The 18,210-nt window shown below is 57.7% G+C and carries 19 protein-coding genes; 12 read left to right on the top strand and 7 right to left on the bottom strand.

From position 1 onward, the window contains the following. Window positions 1-439: 439 nt before the first annotated feature. A complete protein-coding gene (locus QZ302_RS04510; protein WP_294592957.1) occupies window positions 440-1,753 on the top strand; it encodes a hemolysin family protein in 1,314 nt (437 codons plus the stop codon). 5 nt (window positions 1,754-1,758) lie between these two features. Here the strand turns inward: QZ302_RS04510 and QZ302_RS04505 are convergent, their stop codons facing one another. From QZ302_RS04505 to ligA, 5 genes are all read right to left on the bottom strand, one after another. After that, entirely contained in the window at window positions 1,759-2,079 is a 321-nt protein-coding gene (locus QZ302_RS04505; protein ID WP_294592955.1) for a PH domain-containing protein, read from the bottom strand. A 211-nt stretch (window positions 2,080-2,290) separates the two neighbouring features. Continuing rightward, window positions 2,291-3,694 (bottom strand): dihydrolipoyl dehydrogenase, encoded by a 1,404-nt coding sequence (gene lpdA / locus QZ302_RS04500; protein ID WP_294592961.1) that lies wholly within the window; start codon window positions 3,692-3,694, stop codon window positions 2,291-2,293. 21 nt (window positions 3,695-3,715) lie between these two features. Further along, complete coding sequence (locus QZ302_RS04495) at window positions 3,716-4,507, bottom strand: DUF4919 domain-containing protein (protein ID WP_294592953.1); 792 nt, start codon at window positions 4,505-4,507, stop codon at window positions 3,716-3,718. Between the two features lie 26 nt (window positions 4,508-4,533). After that, window positions 4,534-5,421, bottom strand: coding sequence for a 4-hydroxy-tetrahydrodipicolinate synthase (gene dapA, locus QZ302_RS04490; protein WP_294592951.1), 888 nt, complete (start codon window positions 5,419-5,421; stop codon window positions 4,534-4,536). 78 nt (window positions 5,422-5,499) lie between these two features. After that, on the bottom strand, window positions 5,500-7,530 hold the full coding sequence (ligA, locus tag QZ302_RS04485; protein ID WP_294592949.1) for an NAD-dependent DNA ligase LigA: 2,031 nt from the start codon (window positions 7,528-7,530) through the stop codon (window positions 5,500-5,502). A 158-nt stretch (window positions 7,531-7,688) separates the two neighbouring features. On the opposite strand from ligA, the gene QZ302_RS04480 reads away from it, so the two are divergent. The 10 genes from QZ302_RS04480 to QZ302_RS04435 all read left to right on the top strand — a co-directional run bounded on the left by QZ302_RS04480 (window position 7,689) and on the right by QZ302_RS04435 (window position 15,262). Next, window positions 7,689-8,006, top strand: coding sequence for a hypothetical protein (locus QZ302_RS04480; protein ID WP_294592947.1), 318 nt, complete (start codon window positions 7,689-7,691; stop codon window positions 8,004-8,006). Then, complete coding sequence (locus QZ302_RS04475) at window positions 7,999-8,526, top strand: (4Fe-4S)-binding protein (protein WP_294592944.1); 528 nt, start codon at window positions 7,999-8,001, stop codon at window positions 8,524-8,526. Before QZ302_RS04480 ends, QZ302_RS04475 begins: the two co-directional genes overlap by 8 nt. A 101-nt stretch (window positions 8,527-8,627) precedes the next feature. After that, on the top strand, window positions 8,628-8,789 hold the full coding sequence (locus QZ302_RS04470; protein WP_294592943.1) for a hypothetical protein: 162 nt from the start codon (window positions 8,628-8,630) through the stop codon (window positions 8,787-8,789). A gap of 42 nt (window positions 8,790-8,831) precedes the next feature. Next, entirely contained in the window at window positions 8,832-8,984 is a 153-nt protein-coding gene (locus tag QZ302_RS04465; RefSeq protein WP_294592941.1) for a hypothetical protein, read from the top strand. 128 nt (window positions 8,985-9,112) lie between these two features. Continuing rightward, complete coding sequence (locus QZ302_RS04460; RefSeq protein ID WP_294592939.1) at window positions 9,113-10,561, top strand: monomeric [FeFe] hydrogenase; 1,449 nt, start codon at window positions 9,113-9,115, stop codon at window positions 10,559-10,561. Between the two features lie 21 nt (window positions 10,562-10,582). Further along, on the top strand, window positions 10,583-11,800 hold the full coding sequence (locus tag QZ302_RS04455; RefSeq protein WP_294592936.1) for an FprA family A-type flavoprotein: 1,218 nt from the start codon (window positions 10,583-10,585) through the stop codon (window positions 11,798-11,800). After that, on the top strand, window positions 11,801-12,388 hold the full coding sequence (locus QZ302_RS04450; RefSeq protein ID WP_294592934.1) for a DNA-3-methyladenine glycosylase I: 588 nt from the start codon (window positions 11,801-11,803) through the stop codon (window positions 12,386-12,388). It begins immediately after the preceding gene. 22 nt (window positions 12,389-12,410) lie between these two features. After that, a complete protein-coding gene (locus QZ302_RS04445; protein ID WP_294592932.1) occupies window positions 12,411-12,800 on the top strand; it encodes a thioesterase family protein in 390 nt (129 codons plus the stop codon). A gap of 61 nt (window positions 12,801-12,861) precedes the next feature. Further along, the gene (gene fbaA, locus QZ302_RS04440; RefSeq protein ID WP_294592930.1) at window positions 12,862-13,935 is read left to right on the top strand and encodes a class II fructose-bisphosphate aldolase; all 1,074 of its coding nucleotides are present in this window, start codon (window positions 12,862-12,864) and stop codon (window positions 13,933-13,935) included. Window positions 13,936-14,038: 103 nt separating this feature from the next. Continuing rightward, window positions 14,039-15,262, top strand: a complete 1,224-nt coding sequence (locus QZ302_RS04435) for a 6-phosphofructokinase (protein ID WP_294592925.1) — start codon at window positions 14,039-14,041, stop codon at window positions 15,260-15,262. 109 nt (window positions 15,263-15,371) lie between these two features. On the opposite strand, the gene QZ302_RS04430 is transcribed toward QZ302_RS04435, so the two are convergent. Then, window positions 15,372-16,439, bottom strand: a complete 1,068-nt coding sequence (locus QZ302_RS04430) for a glycosyltransferase family 9 protein (protein WP_294592923.1) — start codon at window positions 16,437-16,439, stop codon at window positions 15,372-15,374. A gap of 15 nt (window positions 16,440-16,454) precedes the next feature. Then, entirely contained in the window at window positions 16,455-17,057 is a 603-nt protein-coding gene (locus QZ302_RS04425; protein ID WP_294592959.1) for a DUF4254 domain-containing protein, read from the bottom strand. Between the two features lie 171 nt (window positions 17,058-17,228). Here QZ302_RS04425 and QZ302_RS04420 point away from each other — a divergent pair, with 171 nt between their 5' ends. Further along, the gene (locus QZ302_RS04420) at window positions 17,229-18,098 is read left to right on the top strand and encodes a glucosaminidase domain-containing protein (protein ID WP_294592921.1); all 870 of its coding nucleotides are present in this window, start codon (window positions 17,229-17,231) and stop codon (window positions 18,096-18,098) included. Window positions 18,099-18,210 lie beyond the last annotated feature (112 nt).

The following is an 18,210-nucleotide window of genomic DNA, read 5'->3' as shown; positions in this document are numbered from 1 at the left end:
TTAGCTACAAGAGGGTACTGCGCTCGGGCCGCGCGGGCCCCACGTCCCGTGGACGGGCGAAACTGCGTTTCGCTGCGGCAGCCTCTACCCCAACAACTAACGACCGCCTCAGCCTCGTTCTTTGCCCGCGCGCTGGCGGAAACTTATTCAAACGCGCATCACGCGTTTGAATGATTTCCTTTTCCAGCAGTCGCGCGCGGATAGGCTTTGAACTGCCTTTGCTCAATTCTTTTTTCGCGCGCCACCGCCTAAAGAAACCGTACCTCTACCCCCAAAATTGCCCGCAACAAATCCTGATTATCCCCACTTTTTCACAAAATCATCGCACGAATTCCCAATTTGGCCGCTAATTTGATAGACTAATTGATTAACTTACCCCCCTGAACAGATTTATCACCCACCTCAAAAATCGACCTATTTTACTGATCCGCAACGGACTATGGAAATCGTTATCCTTTTCTTACTCCTCCTCCTGAACGGCATTTTCGCCATGTATGAAATTGCGCTGATCTCCAGCAGCCGGGCACGCCTGCAAAGCGAAACGGCCCGAGGAAGCAGACGGGCGGCCAGAACCCTCGAACTGCTGGACGATCCGGAAACCATCCTCTCGACCATCCAGATAGGAATCACCCTGATCGGTATCGTTTCCGGGGCATTCGGCGGCGTCGCTCTGGCCGACGATGTCGAACCGTGGTTCGCCCGGGTCTCCTTTTTAGCTCCCTATGCCCGCGACTTGTCGCTGATTACCGTGGTCGGGCTGATTACCTATTTCTCGTTGATTATCGGCGAATTAGTCCCGAAATCCATCGCGCTGGGCAACCCCGAACGAATCGCCATGATGCTCACCCCCATGATGTGCGGCCTGACACGCATCTCGTATCCGTTCGTCTGGATGCTGAGCGTCTCCACCAAACTGGTCAATAAAATCCTCGGCGTACGAACCAGCAAAGAACGTTCGCTCAACGAGGAAGAGATCAAAATGATTCTCCGGCAAAGCACCGAACAGGGATTGCTGGAAAAAGAGGAGACCGAAATGATTCGCGACGTCTTCCGCTTTACGGACAAACACGCCAAAGAGCTCAAGACGCATCGCAAAGACGTCGTCTATCTCTTCGCCGGGCAGGGCAGGGAAGAGGTCATCGACACGATTTCCGAAGCGCCCCATACGCGCTATCTGCTGTGCGGCGACTCCACTTCGGACATCATCGGTATGGTTTCGGTCAAAGACATCATCGGCCTGCTCCGTCGGAATGCCCGTTTCGACCTGCGCTCGATCGCCGTCGAACCGTTGCTGATTCCGGAAAACCTCTCGGCACAACGCGTGCTCGATCTGTTCAAGCAACACAAATGCAGTTTCGGAGTGGTTATCAGCGAATACGGTGTCGTGGAGGGGGTGATTACGCTGAACGACCTGGCGGAAAGCATTCTGGGCGAGATTCCGGATGAAGACGGAACCTGCGACGATCCGGCCTATGTCGTGCAGGAGGACGGTTCCGTGCTGGTAGACGGCACGTACAGTGTGGATGATTTTATGGAAGAGATGGGTATCGTAGCCTGCGACGAGCTGCAAAAAGAGGATTTCGATACCCTGAGCGGCCTCTCTATGTTCCTGTTGGGCCGAATTCCGGAGACGGGCGACCGCTTCGATTATCGCCACCTCTCGTTCGAAATCGTACAGATGAATGCGAGCTGCGTGGCCAAACTGCGGGTCACGAATCGGGAAAAGGCGGCAACGGAGACGGCCGACCGCTAAATCCGCTATTGCTTCAACCGTGCCTGAACATACGCCACAAACTCCTGCGGCTGCGTGCAACTGAAGACATATTTTTTCTGCCGCGTCCGGACGAGAACCAAGTGCGTCAACTCCGTGGCATACATCGTATAACGGCCCAGCGTCTTATTTTTGAATCGACCTAAATAGCCGCCCGCTCCACCGCTCCCGAACGTCCGTATCGAACCGTCGATATAAGATTTCGAAATCGGAGCCACGCTGGTCACCTCGCTCAACGGAATCTCCAGCGCGCCGAACAAGCGGCTGACAGCTATCTTTTCCCCGTCTACCTTCAGACGTATCGGCATATAGCCCAACACCACCAAAAAGGAGACCAGAAAAAACGAGAAACAACAGATACTTCAACCAAAGCACCTCTGTCGGCCACCCGAACGATTCCAAATGGAAACCCACTCCAACTAAAACAAGCAAAAACACAAGAGTCATCGCCCACACTGCACCGCTCCAATGAAACGGCAACGAGATGTTACGATTTTCCATAGTTTATCCGATTTAATGCTAAAGATGGATCACCTCGTCGTACGCCGCCGCAGCCGCCTCCATCACCCCCTCCGACATCGTCGGGTGGGCATGGATCGTGCGGATAACGTCTTCCGCCTTCGCCCCTAAAATCAACCCTAAGGCCGGTTCGGCCACCATCTCCGTGACATTCAGCCCGAACAGGTGCGCCCCCAGCAACCGATCGGTCTCGGCATCGAAAATCAGCTTCACCATCCCGTCCCGGTTCCCCGCCGCCGTCGCCTTGCCCGAAGCCGTGTAGGGAAAACGCCCCACACGCACAGTATATCCTCGCTCCGTCGCCTGTGCCTCGGTCAGCCCCACCGACGCGACCTCCGGCGTCGTGTAGATGCACGACGGCACCACGGCATAATCCACTGCCTCCGGCGTAAGACCCGCAATAAACTCCGCACAATGGATCGCCTCGGCCGTCGCCACATGGGCCAATGCCGGCGTCGGTATCAAATCCCCGATGGCATAAACCCCCTCGACCGAAGTCCGATAGTGCTCGTCCACAATGACTTTCCCCCGCTCAATCCGCACCCCCGCCGCCTCCAATCCGATCCCCTCCGTATTGGCCGCAATCCCCACCGCCGACAGAACCACTTCCGTCTCCAACACCTGCTCGCCCTTCTTCCCCGCCACGCTCACCCGGCACAGCCCGGCCGCTTCGTCCACTGCTACCTGTTTGACTTCCGTCGCAGTCATCACCGCGATTTTCGCCTTGCGGAACGCCCGCTCCAGGAGTTTCGAGATCTCCTCGTCCTCCAGCGGCGCCAGTGTCGGAGCATACTCAACCACCGTAACCCGCACGCCCAGCGTCGCGAAGAATGTGGCGAACTCCGCTCCGATCGCTCCCGACCCGATCACGACCATCGACTCCGGCAGCTTCGTCAAGGTCAAAGCCTGACGCGAGGTGATCACCCGCCGGCCGTCCACCGGTATCGACGGAAACTCCCGCGGCCTCGCCCCCGTCGCCAGAATGATATGCCGAGCCCCATAAGTAGCCGTAGTCCCGTCCTCCGCCGTGACCGCCACCGTATGCGGCACGTCAGTCAAAGAGCCCGTCCCGACCAGAACATCCACCTTATTTTTCTTGAGCAGGAAGTCGATCCCTTTGCTCATCTGTTCGGCCACGCCCCGGCTGCGCGCCACCATCGCCGCCAAATCAGGCCTTACCGCTCCTTCAGCGATATCGACTCCGTATTCCGCCGCATGGGAAGCGTAACGAAACACCTCCGCACTCTTCAAAAGCGCCTTCGTGGGAATACAGCCCCAATTGAGACACGTCCCTCCCAGCTCTGCCCGTTCGACCACCGCCGTCCGCAACCCCAGCTGCGCACACCGGATCGCCGCCGCATATCCCCCCGGCCCGCTGCCGATCACCATCACGTCGTATGACATTTCCATGCTGTTCCGTATGTATTATTTCGGTAAAATATTCTGTTTCGACCGCGGATTGTAGAGCGGATTGATCTCGAACTTGCGTTTGCGCTTCGGCACCTCGTCCAGATAGTCCGGCCGCCGCCTGTACACCTCGCTGTAGTCGAAATAGTATCCCTTGTCTTTCCGCCCGGGACGGCTCCCGTCGTCCGGCATGTTGTAGACCGGCGCGTACTCCACGTTCCGCGTCAAAATAATGAGCTTCGTGAACCGGGCTCCGATCAGGTTCAGCACATCCTGCGCATCGCGCATATAGATCACATACCACGGCGACTCCTCGCGCAGCCCCGTCCCCGTCGACCGGATCGCCTCCAGAATGCCTCGGATCTTGAACATCTGCGCCGCCGCGCGCTCCGGCTCGTCCAGCATCCGGTAGGCGAAAGCCAGAACGTTCAGATCCCGCATACTGAAAGGCTCCTCACGCAGAATTTCGCGCGCAAAACCCACGATACACCGATAGTCCTCCGCCTCCAGGCGCGTCTTCTTGCCGAACGCCTGCTCCAGGCTGTCCGCATACGGCGAACTCAGCAACGGTTTGTAGCCCGTCTGTTCCGAGTAGCCGTAATAGAGGTATCGGAAATCCTCGACCGTCAGCGTCGTATCGCCCCGTTCGTACCGTCCGAAGAGCCGCGGATAGTAGTACGGCGAAGCGATATCCGCCGTCTCGGCCACAATCCGCCGATAGTCCAGCGCCGCAACCCCTATCGTGTCCGCCTGCTGCGCCTCCGCCGTCCCGAAAACGAACAACAAGAGCCCTGCCCAGAATTTTCGCATACCTCTTTTCTCTTAAGAAAAATCCCCTACAATCCGTACCGGTCGATCTGGGCCTTGATTTTCGCCAACAGCCCCTCGCTCGCCGGCACGAGCGGCAACCGCAAGTTATTTCCCATCAGCCCTTTGATCGCCAAAGCCCCCTTGGCCCCCACCGGATTCCCTTCGGCAAAGAGCAAATCGGTCACCTCGTGCAACGTCAGGTTCAGCGGCGCCGCATCCGCGATATTTCCCACCATCGTCGCATGGATCATGCACGAGAAGGTATCTGGAAAGACATTCGCCGCCACCGAAATCACCCCGTCGCCTCCCATAGCCACCAGCGCCATCGCCAGGTTGTCGTCGCCCGAAAGGACGAAAAAGCCCTCCGGCCGATCGCGCAGGATATAAGCCGCCTGCGACAGGTTCCCCGACGCCTCCTTGACGGCAATCGCCCGCCCCGGAAAAGCATGCGCCAGCTTCAAGGTAGTTTCTGCCGTCATATTGACCCCCGTCCGGCCCGGCACGTTATACAAGATGACCGGCAGCGGCGCCGCCTCCAGAATCGCGCTGAAATGGGCATACAGCCCTGCCTGATTCGGTTTGTTGTAGTAAGGTGTCACGGAAAGAATCGCGCTCACCCCCTCCAGGTCGAACGTCTGCATCGTCCGGATCACCTCCGCCGTGTTATTCCCCCCGATCCCCACCACGATCGGCAAATTGCCCGGATTGTGAGCCACACAGTGCCGCACGACACGGTGCCGCTCCTCCGCCGTCATCGTGGCCGGTTCGCCCGTCGTTCCCAGCACCACCAAATAATCGACCCCGCCCGTCGTCACATGTTCGATCAACGCTGTCAGTGCCGGAAAATCGACCGCTCCGCCTTCGGTAAACGGCGTCACCAGTGCGACGCCTACGCCTTTCAATTGAAGTGACATGATATTTCTGAAAAAAATGGTAATACGGCAAAGTTACGCTTATTCCCCGGGGATTGCACCCGGCTTCCGGAATTTCAACTAAAAGAGCGTCGTTTGTTGAATTTTTAACATCTCTCCTCCGATCATCTCCATAAACTCCTCCTCCGAAATAATCCGCACCCCGAGCTTCGTCGCCGTCTCCAGCTTTTTCGGCCCGATGCCCGAACCGGCCAGCAAATAGTCGGTCGCCTTCGACACGCTGCTCTGATTCGTCCCCCCGTGCAGCTCGATCAACTCCTTCAGTTCCGGTCGCGAATGGAGGTCGAACGTTCCGGAAATCACGATCTTCTTCCCGGCCAGCGCCTCCGACAGTCTGGCCCGCTCCACCGCCTGCAACTGCACCCCAGCCCGCCGCAACCGGTCGATCATCTCTACATTCCGCCGGTCGGCGAAGTAGGCGAGAATGCTGTCCGCGATCTTTCCCCCGACCTCCTCCACCTCCAGCAGCTCCTCGCGCGAAGCGGTCATCAGGGCGTTGATCGAAGGGATCGCCGCCGCCAGCTTCCGGGCCGTCGTCTCGCCCACATACCGGATTCCGATAGCGAACAACACCCGGGCATAAGGCACCTCGACCGATCCGGCGATATTTCCGACGATATTTTCCGCCGACTTCCGCCCCAGGCGCTCCAGCGGCACCAGATGCTCGACCTCCAGGTCGTACAGGTTGGCGATATCGCCCAGCAGTCCGTTGTTGTACAAGAGCTGCACCGTCTCGTCTCCCAGCCCCTCGATATTCATCGCCTTGCGCGAAATGTAGTGTACGATCCGCCCCACGATCTGCGGCGGACATCCCGTGGCGTTCGGACAATAGTGTTTCGCCTCGTCCTCCTCCCTGACCAGCGGCGTCCCGCACTCCGGACAGTGCGTAATATACCGGAACGGCACGCTCTCCGCCGGCCGCTGCGCCAGATCGACCCCGACGATCTTCGGAATGATCTCGCCCCCCTTTTCGACCCGCACCGCATCGCCCACCCGGATATCCAGCAGTTCGATCTGCTCGGCATTGTGCAGCGACGCCCGCCGAACCGTCGTCCCGGCCAGCCGCACCGGCTCCAGATTGGCCACCGGCGTAATGGCTCCCGTCCGTCCGACCTGAAAATCGACCGACACGAGCCGCGTCACCGCCTGCTCCGCCTTGAACTTATAAGCCACCGCCCACCGCGGCGCCTTGGCCGTCGCCCCCAGGTCGCGCTGCAACCGGGTGCTGTCCACCTTGATCACCGCCCCGTCCGTCTCGTAAGGCAGCTCGTGCCGGGCCTTGTCCCAATGCCGGATGTAGGCCATAATCTCCTCCGCCGACCGGCACAACTGCACTGCCGAAGAGGTCTTGAAGCCCCACTCCCGCAACTTTTGCAACGTTTCGTAATGCGACGCCGCCACCGGCGCGTCCGCCTGTACGGCATAGAGCACGGCATCGAGCCCCCGCTTCGCCACGACGGCCGAGTTCTGTTGTTTGAGCGTTCCGGCGGCCGCGTTTCGCGGATTGGCGAACGGCTCCTCACCGATATCGGCCCGCTCGGCATTGAGCCGCTCGAAACTCTCGTGGGGCATATAAATCTCGCCCCGCACCTCCATATACGCCGGCCATCCGCCGCCCTGCAACGACATCGGGATGCTGCGGATCGTCCGCACGTTGGCCGACACATCGTCGCCCTGCGTCCCGTCGCCCCGCGTCACGGCCCGCACGAACCGCCCGTTTTCATACGTCAGCGAAATCGCCGTCCCGTCGAACTTCAGTTCGCAACAGTATGCCGTCGGCACCGCGGTCTCCCTGTCGACCCGCGCGATGAAGTCGCGCACCTCCTCCTCGGAGTAGGTGTTGGCCAGCGACAACATCGGATATCGGTGGGCCACCTGCTGGAACTCCCGGGTCAGGTCGCTCCCCACGCGATGCGTCGGCGAATTGGGGTCGGCGAACTCCGGGTGCGCAGCCTCCAGAGCGGCCAGTTCGGCCATCATCCGGTCGTACTCGCGGTCTTCGGCCGCCGGCGCATTCCGTACATAATAATCATAGTTCAGCCGGTCGAGCACCCGACGCAAATGGTCTATTTTTTGCTTCGTATTGTTCATAGGTAGAGAAAAACGGTTTCGTGCAACCGCCCCAAGCGGCTTCCAAAGATATAACAATCGCACGACGAAAGAAAAACAACCGGACTATTCTGCGGTTTTAATTTTTGTTTTATACTTGCAGAAAATTTCCAACGACCAGAGACTACCTGCGAAACACTATGGCTACCAAAGCGGGAAACGCGAAAAAACGCGTGATTATCAGCTATGCGAACCTCGGCTCCGATCAATTGGAGGCTTTCAAAGCGACCTATCCGCACGGATACGGCGAGGCATTGATCCGCATAGACAAGCCGAGCGGCGACTTTTTCTACGTCGTTCCGTTCGAAACCGACGAGATCAGCTACCTGGTGAAAGTCGATGTCAAGATCGACTCCAAACCGGAAGAGGAACTCGAAAAAGATTATTACGAAGACGACAACGACGAAATATCGGGTGCCGAACAGATCGCCGATACGTCGGACGAAGACGATGAATAACAATCGCAAATACAGCAACGGGACGATCACCGTCGTATGGCAACCGGCCGAGTGCATCCATGCAGGGGTGTGCTTCCGGTCGTTGCGTCGGGTGTTCGATCCGGTGCGGCGGCCGTGGATCGACCTGAGCGCAGCCGAAACCGAAGAGATTATCAACATCGTCGAACGGTGTCCGAGTCAGGCACTGACCTTCTTTTGGAACGATCCGGAACGAACGATAGCAGGAAAGAAACATTCGCACAAGCTGTTCGACACGGCGCATTTAGGGCGTCTGTTTTCTGCGCCTGCCGCGGAACAAAAAATCGGCGGAGCGCCCCCTGTTTCGGCAGGAGAGACCACCGTTCTGTTTCGGGAAGGACAGCCGCTGACCATTTCCGGCAATTTCCGGATCATCGACTGGACGGGAAAGGAGATCGGGGAGAGGGGATTGAACAGACGAACTGTTTTTTGTCGATGCGGCCGGTCGGAAAACCAACCTTTCTGCGACGGATCGCACATCGAATCAGGCTTTCGGAAATAACCTCACCGAAAGCCTTTTTTATTTCCTATTATTTTGTTTTCGAAACCCGTTAAGACGTCTTAATCCCCGCCCCGGGCAGTCGCGGCTACGGCGAAGGCGCGTTGTGGGGCGTCAGCAACGACGGGTACAACTGGTCGTTCACGTCTGTTGATTCGGGAAACCACTACCGGAGCTTATATATGGGCTTCGGCGTGGCGTACCTCAATCCCAGCACCGCGCACCACCGCGCCTGCGGTTTTCCGTTGCGTTGCCTCTCGGAATAAACAGAGAAAACCGCCCCGGGCTATCGCCATCGGGATACGGGCATGCTGGAGCTCGTCGGCAGCGGCAGTGCCAGTTGGTCCGCTTCGGTCAGCGATACCAATGGCATAAACTTAGGCTTCGGTGTGACGTGGCTCGTTCTCAACGATGCAAATGCTCGTGGCTTCGGTCTTCCGTTGCGTTGCCTCTCGGAATAAACGGAGCACCTAACCCGACGCAGGAAAACCGACAACCCGCCAAATGCCGAAATTTCCGCCGGAAAGTATTATCTTTGACGACAAACAAAAATCCGATCCATTACCGACCTACGGACAACCCTTTCGCTATGGCCGTCACCAACAACACCATGATCCTGCGGCGCGAACTCCTCACGCGTATCGTCAAACTGCTCCACGCCGGCAGACTGGAGGAAGAGATTGACCGCATCCCCTACGAAATGAGGCCGAAAGGGTACGAAGAGGTCTCCCGTTGCTGCATTTACAAAGACCGCGCCATCCTGAAATACCGCGCCATGGGGATACTCGGCTTCGGCATCGAAGAAGAGGAAGACGAGATGACCCCGCTCGCCGAATACGTCCGGCGCGCGTTCGACCGGAAAGAGATATCCGAGAATCCGCTGACCGTGATGACCGACGCCTGCTCGGCATGCGTGAAAGTCAACTACGTCGTCACCAACATGTGCCGGGGCTGCGTGGCCCGGCCCTGCGAAGTCAACTGCAACAAAGGAGCCATCCATTTCGCCAACGGACAGGCGCATATCGATCCGACCCGATGCGTCAATTGCGGCCAGTGCATGAAAAACTGCCCGTTCCACGCCATCGTCTACATTCCCGTGCCGTGCGAGGAGTCTTGCCCCGTGGGAGCCATCAGCAAAGACGAACACGGCAAAGAACATATCGACCCGGCGAAATGTATCTATTGCGGACGCTGCCTCTCCGCCTGTCCGTTCGGAGCCGTAGTCGAAAAGTCCCACCTGATCGAACTCTTCAAATCTTTTCAGTCGGAGAAACCGACCGTGGCGCTCGTCGCCCCGGCCGTGGCGGGACAATTCAAGACCTCGCTCGCCAACATCATCGGCGCCATTCGGAAACTGGGGTTCGACAACGTGATCGAAGTGGCCAAAGGGGCCGATGTGACAACAGCCAATGAAGCGGCCGAGTTGGCCGAAAAGGTGCTGGACGGCGACCAGGACTTTATGACCACCTCGTGCTGTCCGTCGTATTACATGCTGGCGCACAAACACATGCCGGAGATCGTGCCCTACGTTTCGCACACCCGGAGCCCGATGTACTACACCGCAGAGATTGCCCGGAAGCAGTATCCGGATGCCACGCTGGTCTTTATCGGGCCGTGCGTGGCCAAGCGGAAAGAGGCCTACGCCGATCCGAACGTCGACCTGATGCTGAGTTTCGAAGAGCTCGGCACGATGCTCGTAGCGATGGGCGTCGACACCTTCGCCGACAGCAAAACCGCATTGGACGGCGAAATTCTGGCCAGCAGCCGCGGCTATGCGGCGAGCGAAGGGGTGATAAGCGCGGTGGCGGGAGCCCTGTCCGCAAAGGAGCGCGAACAGATCCGGCCGATCGTCATCAACGGCATCGACAAACAGACCATTCGCGAAATGCGAGGATATGCCAAGAATTGTCCGGGCAATATGGTCGAAGTGATGGCCTGCGAAGGGGGATGCGTCAACGGATGCAACGTCATCGCCAATCCCAAGATCGCCACCCGACAGGTCAAAGAGTTGGCCAAAGAGCAACCCGAAACCAAGTAAACAACGGATACACTACAAGATATGGACTTGAAAGTAAAAGTAACCGACCGGATCTATTGGCTCGGCACCAACGACCGGAGAAAACACCTTTTCGAAAACCTATGGCCTCTGCCGGACGGAGTGAGCTATAACTCCTATCTGGTTACGGACGAGAAAACCGCCCTGCTCGACACCATCGAGATGGGAACCGGAGGAGATTACGTGGGATGGATCGAGCGGCTCCTGACCGAAGCGGGACGGACAGAGTTGGACTATCTGGTGATCAACCATATGGAGCCCGACCATTCGGGCGAGATCGGAGACATCGTCCGTCGGTGGCCTCAGGTGCGGATCGTGGGAAACTGCAAGACCTTCAAGATTCTGGAAGGCTATTACGGCATCACCGAAAACCTCGTCGAAGTAGGGGAGGGCGACACGCTCGATCTGGGCCATCATAAACTGCAATTCGTGATGACTCCGTGGGTGCACTGGCCGGAGACCATGATGAGCTACGACACCACCGAACATATCCTGTTCTCGGGCGATGCTTTCGGCACATTCGGGACATTGGACGGGGCGATTTTCGACGACGAAATTGCCGATTTCGACACCAGATACCTGGGCGAAATGCGGCGATACTACTCCAATATCGTCGGGAAGTACAGCAATATGGTACAGAAGGCATTCGCCAAGCTCGGTTCGGTACCAATTGATACCATTTGCCCGCTTCACGGGCCGGTTTGGCGGAGCGAACCGAAAAAAGTGATCGACCTGTACGACCGCTGGAGCCGGTATGAAGCGGAACCGGGAGTCGTGATTATCTACGGCTCGATGTACGGCAACAACGCAGCGACGGCGGATTACATCGCCCGGAAATGCGCGGAAGCGGGGATTCGGGACATCCGCGTGCGGGACGCTTCGAAGACACACCTCTCATACCTGATCGACGACGTATGGCGGTACCGGGGGATCATCCTCGGCAGTTGCGCTTACAATGCCCAAATGTTCCCGACCGTCGAGCGGCTGACCACCGAATTGCTCCACATGGGCGTAAAGAATAAGGCCCTGGGGCTCTTCGGCTCGTACAGCTGGAACGGAGGAGGGGTGAAGAACCTGAAAATTTTCGCCGAACAAATCGGCTGGCCTTTGGTGGCTGATCCGGTGGATGTGTTCGGCACCCCGACCCCGGAAAAACTCGCCGCCTGCGACGCTATCGCACAGGGGATGGCGACTGTATTGAAAAACTGCGACGCACAATAGATGGAAAACCTCGTCGACGGCCGTTGCGGCTGGGCCGGAACAGACCCGCTCTATGTCGAATACCACGACCGGGAGTGGGGACGTCTTGTAACGGACGATCGTACTCTGTTCGAATTTCTGGTACTCGAAAGCGCACAGGCTGGTTTGTCGTGGCTGACCATCCTGCGCAAGCGGGAGGGGTACCGGGAGGCTTTCCACGGCTTCGACGTCGAGCAAATCGCCCGGATGGATCCGGAAACAGAAGTCGAACGCTTGATGCACCACGACGGGATCGTCCGCAACCGGCTGAAAATTCGTCACACCATTGAGAACGCGCGACGGTTCATGGCCATTCAGAAAGAGTTCGGAAGTTTTTACCGATACATCCTCACCTTCTTCGGTGATCGTCCATTGCCCGTTGTGAACCATTTCGAGACCTTGGCCGAAATTCCCGCCACCTCGCCGGAGTCGGACGCCATGAGCCGGGATATGCGAAAACGAGGCTTCCGTTTCTTCGGCTCCACGATTTGTTATGCCTTTTTACAGGCCACCGGCTTTGTGGACGACCACTTGGAGGGATGCCTCTGTAGAAGCGGCAAAACACGCTAAACAACGATTTTCAAACACACCTATGCGACCGATACCTCTCGCCGCCTCTTACACCGCCACTTTGGTCGTGACCGAGGCGCACAGCGCAGCGGCCTTAGGCTCCGGCAACCTGCCGGTACTGGGGACACCGGCGATGGCAGCTTTGATGGAGCAGGCGGCCATGCAGGCCATCGCCCCGTTCCTGACCCCTGAAGCGGAAAGCAGTGTGGGTATTTCGCTACAAATCGCCCACAATCGGGCCACAGCCATCGGCGATACGATCACGGCAACCGCCGCCGTCACCCATACGGACGGAAAGCGGATCGACTTCGCCGTCACGGCGCGAGACTCCTCCGGAGCCGTTATCGGCGAGGGAACCCATACCCGTTTTATCGTCGATGTGCAAAAATTTATGGCCCGAATCGGAAAATAATCGTAAATTTGAAGAGATAATTCCAACAGCGCACAATCAACTAATTAAAATCCAACACATAATGAGTGACAAAAAATTTCCGGCCGGTGTGCTCACCGGAGACAAAGTAGGGCAGTTGTTCGCCTATGCCAAAGAAAAAGGCTTTGCCATTCCGGCGGTGAACGTGACCGGGACCGACACCATCAACGCCGTGCTCGAATCGGCTGCGGCAGTCAATTCACCCGTTATCATCCAGATTTCGAACGGCGGGGCTGCTTTCGTAGCCGGGAAAGGGCTGAAACTCGAAGGCCAGGAGGCACAGGTGCTCGGGGCTATCGCCGCTGCCAAACACGTGCATACGGTAGCCAAGGCATACGGGATTCCGGTGATTCTCCACACCGACCATGCCGCTAAGAAGCTGCTGCCGTGGATCGACGGCCTGCTGAATGCCAGCGAAAAACACTTCGCGGAGACCGGCACGCCGCTCTTCAGCTCGCACATGCTCGACCTGAGCGAAGAACCGCTGAAAGAGAACCTCGAAATCTGCTCGAAATACCTCACCCGAATGGCCAAGATGGGAATGACCCTCGAAATCGAACTCGGGATCACGGGCGGCGAAGAAGACGGGGTGGACAACTCGCACGTCGACGCTTCGAAACTCTATACCCAGCCGGAAGACGTCTGCCTCGCTTACGAAACCCTGATGAAGATCAGCCCGAACTTTACGATTGCAGCGTCCTTCGGGAACGTACACGGGGTTTACAAACCGGGGAACGTAGTGCTGGAGCCGAAGATTCTGCGCGACTCGCAGGCCTATATCCACAAAAACCTCCATACGCCGACCGACAAACCGGTGAACTTCGTCTTCCACGGCGGGTCGGGCTCCGAACCGGAAAAAATCGCCGAAGCGATCTCTTACGGGGTTATCAAGATGAACATCGACACCGACACCCAGTGGGCTTTCTGGGACGGGATTCGCCAGTACTACAAGAAGAACGAAGCCTACCTGCAAGGGCAGCTCGGGAATCCGGAAGGCGAAGACAAACCGAACAAGAAATTCTACGATCCGCGCGTTTGGCTGCGGGCCGGCGAAGCCTCGATTATCGAACGCATGAAAATCGCCTTCGATAACCTGAACTGCGTGAACGTGCTGTAATCCATAACTCCGCAAACACACAGGACAATTTCCAGACAAACGGCCCCAATCCCACTGGGGCCGTTTGTTTCATAACCGAAACCAATCGTATTCGACACATACCATGAAAAACGCAGTCGCAATACTCTGTGCCGGCGGCCCTGCACCCGGCATCAATACGGTCATCAGCGCCGTGACGAAAATCTTCAGCCAGAACGGCTATCAGGTGATCGGACTCAACGGCGGCTACAAAAGCCTGGTCAGCGACGAACCCGACTTCGTCTACCTCGACTTCGAAACCGCCGACAACATCTATTGCCGGGGAGGCTCCGCCCTGGTGATGAGCCGCTACAAACCGGCCGACAAGGAGTTCCGCACCGACTTTTTCGAACGGTACAACGTCAAAGTACTCGTCACGATCGGCGGAGACGACACCGCTTCGACCGCCAACCGGCTGACCAAATTTCTGAAAAGCAAAGGTCTGGACGTCTCCAGCATCCACGTACCGAAGACCATCGACAACGACCTGCCCCTGCCGGCCGGCTATCCGACCTTCGGATACAACTCCGCGAAGGAAGAGGGGGTGAAACTGGCCACCACGCTCTACGAAGATGCGCGGACGAGCGGCAACTGGTTCGTCGTCTCCGCCATGGGGCGCGAAGCCGGACACCTGGCCTTCGGGATCGGCTCAGCCTGCCACTATCCGATGATCGTCATCCCCGAAATGTTCAACAAGACCCCGATTACGTTCGACAAGATCGCCCGGTTGGTTATTTCGTCGATGGTGAAACGTCGGCTGATGGGGATTCCTTACGGCGTGGCGGTGATCTCGGAAGGCGTCTTCCACTTCATGAACGACGAAGAGATCATCAACACCGGCGTCCAGTTCACCTACGACGAACACGGACATCCGGAGCTGGGGAACGTCAGCAAGTCGCACATCTTCAACATGCTCGTGCAACAGAAGCTCAAGACCTTACGCATCAAGGTCAAGAGCCGGCCGAATGAGATGGGATATGAACTGCGCTGCTGCCGGCCGATCGCCTACGACCTCTCGTATGCTACCCAGCTGGGGTTAGGGGTGTACGAACTCTACAAGGCGGGGCACTCGGGTTGTATGGTGACCGTGGGACGCGACGGCTCGGTCGAACCGCTCTTCATGGACAGCGTGGCGGACAAAGAGGGCAAGATCATGCCCCGTCTGGTGGACGTCGAATCCAGAAAAGTGCAGCAGATCATCCAGAACAATCTGCACTACATCACCCGGGAGGACTACAAAGGGGCATCGAAATATGTCGATGACCCGGAAGAGTACGACTTCTACAAGATTCTCGGATGGGAACGATAGCTCAGGCTCGTTTCCGATAGGCTCTCGTGCGAGAAAGGGCTGTTTCCATCGAAATGGAAACAGCCCTTTCTCTTTTAATTAAAATTCCCGGCCCCCAACCGCACCTCTCTCACCCCAACCGCCGCACCATCCGTTCGAACACCGCCTCCGGCGCCAAATCGTTCATGCAGGCATAATCCCCCCGCCAGCAAACCTTGTGTCCATAAACCGAACACGGGCGGCAATCCAGCTCCAGCCCCACCGCATCCTCCATCGCCTGTCCCAATCCCAGAAAACCGGCATACGGGTGCGTCGCTCCCCACACCGAAACCACCGGCACCCCCACCAACGACGCCATGTGCATCGCCGACGAGTCCATCGAGACCATCAAATCCAAATTCGCCATCAGATCCATCTCCTCCCGCAGCCCGAACCGCCCCACCACCGAGACGGCCCGCCCCGATACGTCCTCAGCCACCGCCAACTCCGCCAGCCTCCGTTCCTCCTCGCCGCCGCCGAAGATAAACATCCGGGCCGACGCCCACCGTTCTCCCGCCATCCGCATCACCTCCTGCATCTTCTCCAACGGATAGACCTTTCCCTGGTGTTGCGCAAACGGCGCGATCCCGATCCACACCTCTCCCACCGCCTTCGAAAAGCCCAAACCCGCCGGAACCGTCCGCTCCCGCCGATAAAAAGAGAGCGCTGCCGGAACCGTCCCCAATTCGAAACCCGCCTCCCGAAAGACATCCGCATAACGGTCGATACTCGTCCGCAACTGCCTCATCACCTTTCCCTTACCCGGCACCGCCGTCAGGTGTTTCTTCTCCACCCGTCCCTTATCGATGTGAAACGTTTTCACCCCCGCCAGCCGGTAAAATTTCCGCAACAGTTTGGAATAAATCTTATCCTGCAAGTCGATCACCATCTCCACCCCCGGACAACACCTCCGCAACTCTCTGTACAACCGCACCAATCCCTTAATCCCCCGATGCGCCTGCCCCTGATCTATATTTATATTATGGATCGTCAACCGGTCGATTCCGTCGAAGAAAGGTTCGTAGAACCGCCGCGTCAGCAAGATGATCTCCACCTCCGGATACGCCGCCGCCACCTGCGCCAGTACCGGCGCAGTCATCGCCACGTCGCCCATGGCAGAAGAACGAATCACCAATATTTTCTTCGGTGCAGCCTTCACGATCGGGTAGAGGGTCTATTTTTTTGCATACAACACCGGATTCAGCGCCGGATCGTTGTACATCTTCATCTGTTTGTAGAGTTTCATATATTTCCGCCCGGCCTCGATGTCCGCCAGCAACTCCTCGATCGCCTGCGAGAGGTCTTCCCGCTGCACCCGCAGCACCTCCAGCTTCCGTCCGCAAGCCGCCCGGTGTTCCGCCGAAGCCTCCTCTCGCCCCGCTTCCTGCTCCATGTGGTAGATTTTCAACGCCAGAATCGACAAGCGATCCACCGCCCACGCCGGTGTCTCGGTATTGATCCGCGCCTCCGCACCCGGAGTCACCGCCTTGTATCGGTCGAGAAAATAGCTGTCGATATACTCCACCATATCTGTCCGCTCCTGATTCGAGGCGTCGATCCGCCGCTTAATGGTCAGCGCCGTCGCCGGATCGATCTCCGGATCGCGAATGATATCCTCCAAATGCCACTGCACCGTGTCGATCCAGTTCTTGGCATACAACAGATGGTCGATCTCTCCCGCCGGATACGGATTTTCGATCGGCGTATCGACCTGATCGCGACGATGATAATCTTCTATGGCCTGTCGGAATATTTCGTTACAGCGTGCCGTAAACATTTTCAAAAACAATTTTCGTTGCGCGGGCAAAGATAAAACAATTTTTGCCGGAAAGCCCCGATTTTCTACATTTGCACCACACATTCCCTCCCTCAGGTTATGAACCGAATCGCCCGTCATCTGCTCCCGCTCCTCGTTTTGTGGCCGGCCGCTGCCTGCGCCCAATACAAAATGAGTACCCAGGAGTATATCGACACCTACAAGCAGCTGGCGATCCGGACGATGAAAGAGTATCATATCCCGGCCAGCATCACGATGGCTCAGGGGCTGCTGGAATCGGGCAACGGGGGGAGCCGGCTGGCGGTCGAGGGCAACAACCATTTCGGAATCAAGTGCAAAGGCTCGTGGCGCGGCGAAACGATCCACCACGATGACGACGCGAAAGGGGAGTGTTTCCGGAAATACCGCAACGCGGAGCACTCCTACCGCGACCACTCGAAATTCCTGACCGAATCGCCCCGGTATGCGCGGCTGTTCGAGCTCGACGTGACGGACTACAAGGGTTGGGCTTACGGGCTGAAAGAGGCCGGGTATGCCACGAATCCGAGATACCCGGAGCTGCTGATCGATCTGATCGAGAAAAACCGGCTCTATCTGCTGGATCGTCCGGCCGGCCCGGGCGGGCTGTTCGGACACCGCAAAGAACGACGGGAACCGAGTGGCGATCCCGTCATCGAGGCGCCGCAACAACAGCAGCCGATTCACCGGCATGTCATCGAACAGAACAACAATGTTCAGTACATCGTGTCGGAAGAGGGGGAAAGTTTCGCCTCCATCGCCGAACAGTACAACATACCGATTCGCCGGTTGCTGCGACTCAACGACCTGAGCAGCGCGTTCCCGCTTCCGGCGGGCACGGCGGTCTACATCAGTCCGAAACGCAAACGGGCGGCGCTGGCCCGAATCCATACGATCGAACAGGGGGATTCGTATCACGCGGTGGCACAACGCTACGGGATCAAGCTCCGCAGTCTCCAGAAGATGAACCCGACGATCCGTCATTTCCCGCCGCGGGTCGGCCAGGAACTCCGCTTACGCTAATTCCTTTTTCTGTGGCATTATTGCTTTGTGCAGGACGGAACCGTACCTTTCTTGAAAGAAAGGTACCCAAAGAACTTTTGCAGAGGTCGTCCCGGTGGGCCGACCACGGGTT

Source organism: uncultured Rikenella sp. (genome assembly GCF_910579375.1).
Classification (GTDB): domain Bacteria; phylum Bacteroidota; class Bacteroidia; order Bacteroidales; family Rikenellaceae; genus Rikenella.
This window is presented reverse-complemented; position numbering and strand designations above follow the sequence as displayed.

What these genes read in the sequence shown, in the direction of transcription:
- QZ302_RS04510 (WP_294592957.1), top strand. Translation starts at nt 440, where the DNA reads ATGGAAATCGTTATCCTTTTCTTACTCCTCCTCCTGAACGGCATTTTC.
- QZ302_RS04505 (WP_294592955.1), bottom strand. Translation starts at nt 2,079, where the DNA reads ATGCCGATACGTCTGAAGGTAGACGGGGAAAAGATAGCTGTCAGCCGC.
- lpdA (WP_294592961.1), bottom strand. Translation starts at nt 3,694, where the DNA reads ATGTCATACGACGTGATGGTGATCGGCAGCGGGCCGGGGGGATATGCG.
- QZ302_RS04495 (WP_294592953.1), bottom strand. Translation starts at nt 4,507, where the DNA reads ATGCGAAAATTCTGGGCAGGGCTCTTGTTGTTCGTTTTCGGGACGGCG.
- dapA (WP_294592951.1), bottom strand. Translation starts at nt 5,421, where the DNA reads ATGTCACTTCAATTGAAAGGCGTAGGCGTCGCACTGGTGACGCCGTTT.
- ligA (WP_294592949.1), bottom strand. Translation starts at nt 7,530, where the DNA reads ATGAACAATACGAAGCAAAAAATAGACCATTTGCGTCGGGTGCTCGAC.
- QZ302_RS04480 (WP_294592947.1), top strand. Translation starts at nt 7,689, where the DNA reads ATGGCTACCAAAGCGGGAAACGCGAAAAAACGCGTGATTATCAGCTAT.
- QZ302_RS04475 (WP_294592944.1), top strand. Translation starts at nt 7,999, where the DNA reads ATGAATAACAATCGCAAATACAGCAACGGGACGATCACCGTCGTATGG.
- QZ302_RS04465 (WP_294592941.1), top strand. Translation starts at nt 8,832, where the DNA reads ATGCTGGAGCTCGTCGGCAGCGGCAGTGCCAGTTGGTCCGCTTCGGTC.
- QZ302_RS04460 (WP_294592939.1), top strand. Translation starts at nt 9,113, where the DNA reads ATGGCCGTCACCAACAACACCATGATCCTGCGGCGCGAACTCCTCACG.
- QZ302_RS04455 (WP_294592936.1), top strand. Translation starts at nt 10,583, where the DNA reads ATGGACTTGAAAGTAAAAGTAACCGACCGGATCTATTGGCTCGGCACC.
- QZ302_RS04450 (WP_294592934.1), top strand. Translation starts at nt 11,801, where the DNA reads ATGGAAAACCTCGTCGACGGCCGTTGCGGCTGGGCCGGAACAGACCCG.
- QZ302_RS04445 (WP_294592932.1), top strand. Translation starts at nt 12,411, where the DNA reads ATGCGACCGATACCTCTCGCCGCCTCTTACACCGCCACTTTGGTCGTG.
- fbaA (WP_294592930.1), top strand. Translation starts at nt 12,862, where the DNA reads ATGAGTGACAAAAAATTTCCGGCCGGTGTGCTCACCGGAGACAAAGTA.
- QZ302_RS04435 (WP_294592925.1), top strand. Translation starts at nt 14,039, where the DNA reads ATGAAAAACGCAGTCGCAATACTCTGTGCCGGCGGCCCTGCACCCGGC.
- QZ302_RS04425 (WP_294592959.1), bottom strand. Translation starts at nt 17,057, where the DNA reads ATGTTTACGGCACGCTGTAACGAAATATTCCGACAGGCCATAGAAGAT.
- QZ302_RS04420 (WP_294592921.1), top strand. Translation starts at nt 17,229, where the DNA reads ATGAGTACCCAGGAGTATATCGACACCTACAAGCAGCTGGCGATCCGG.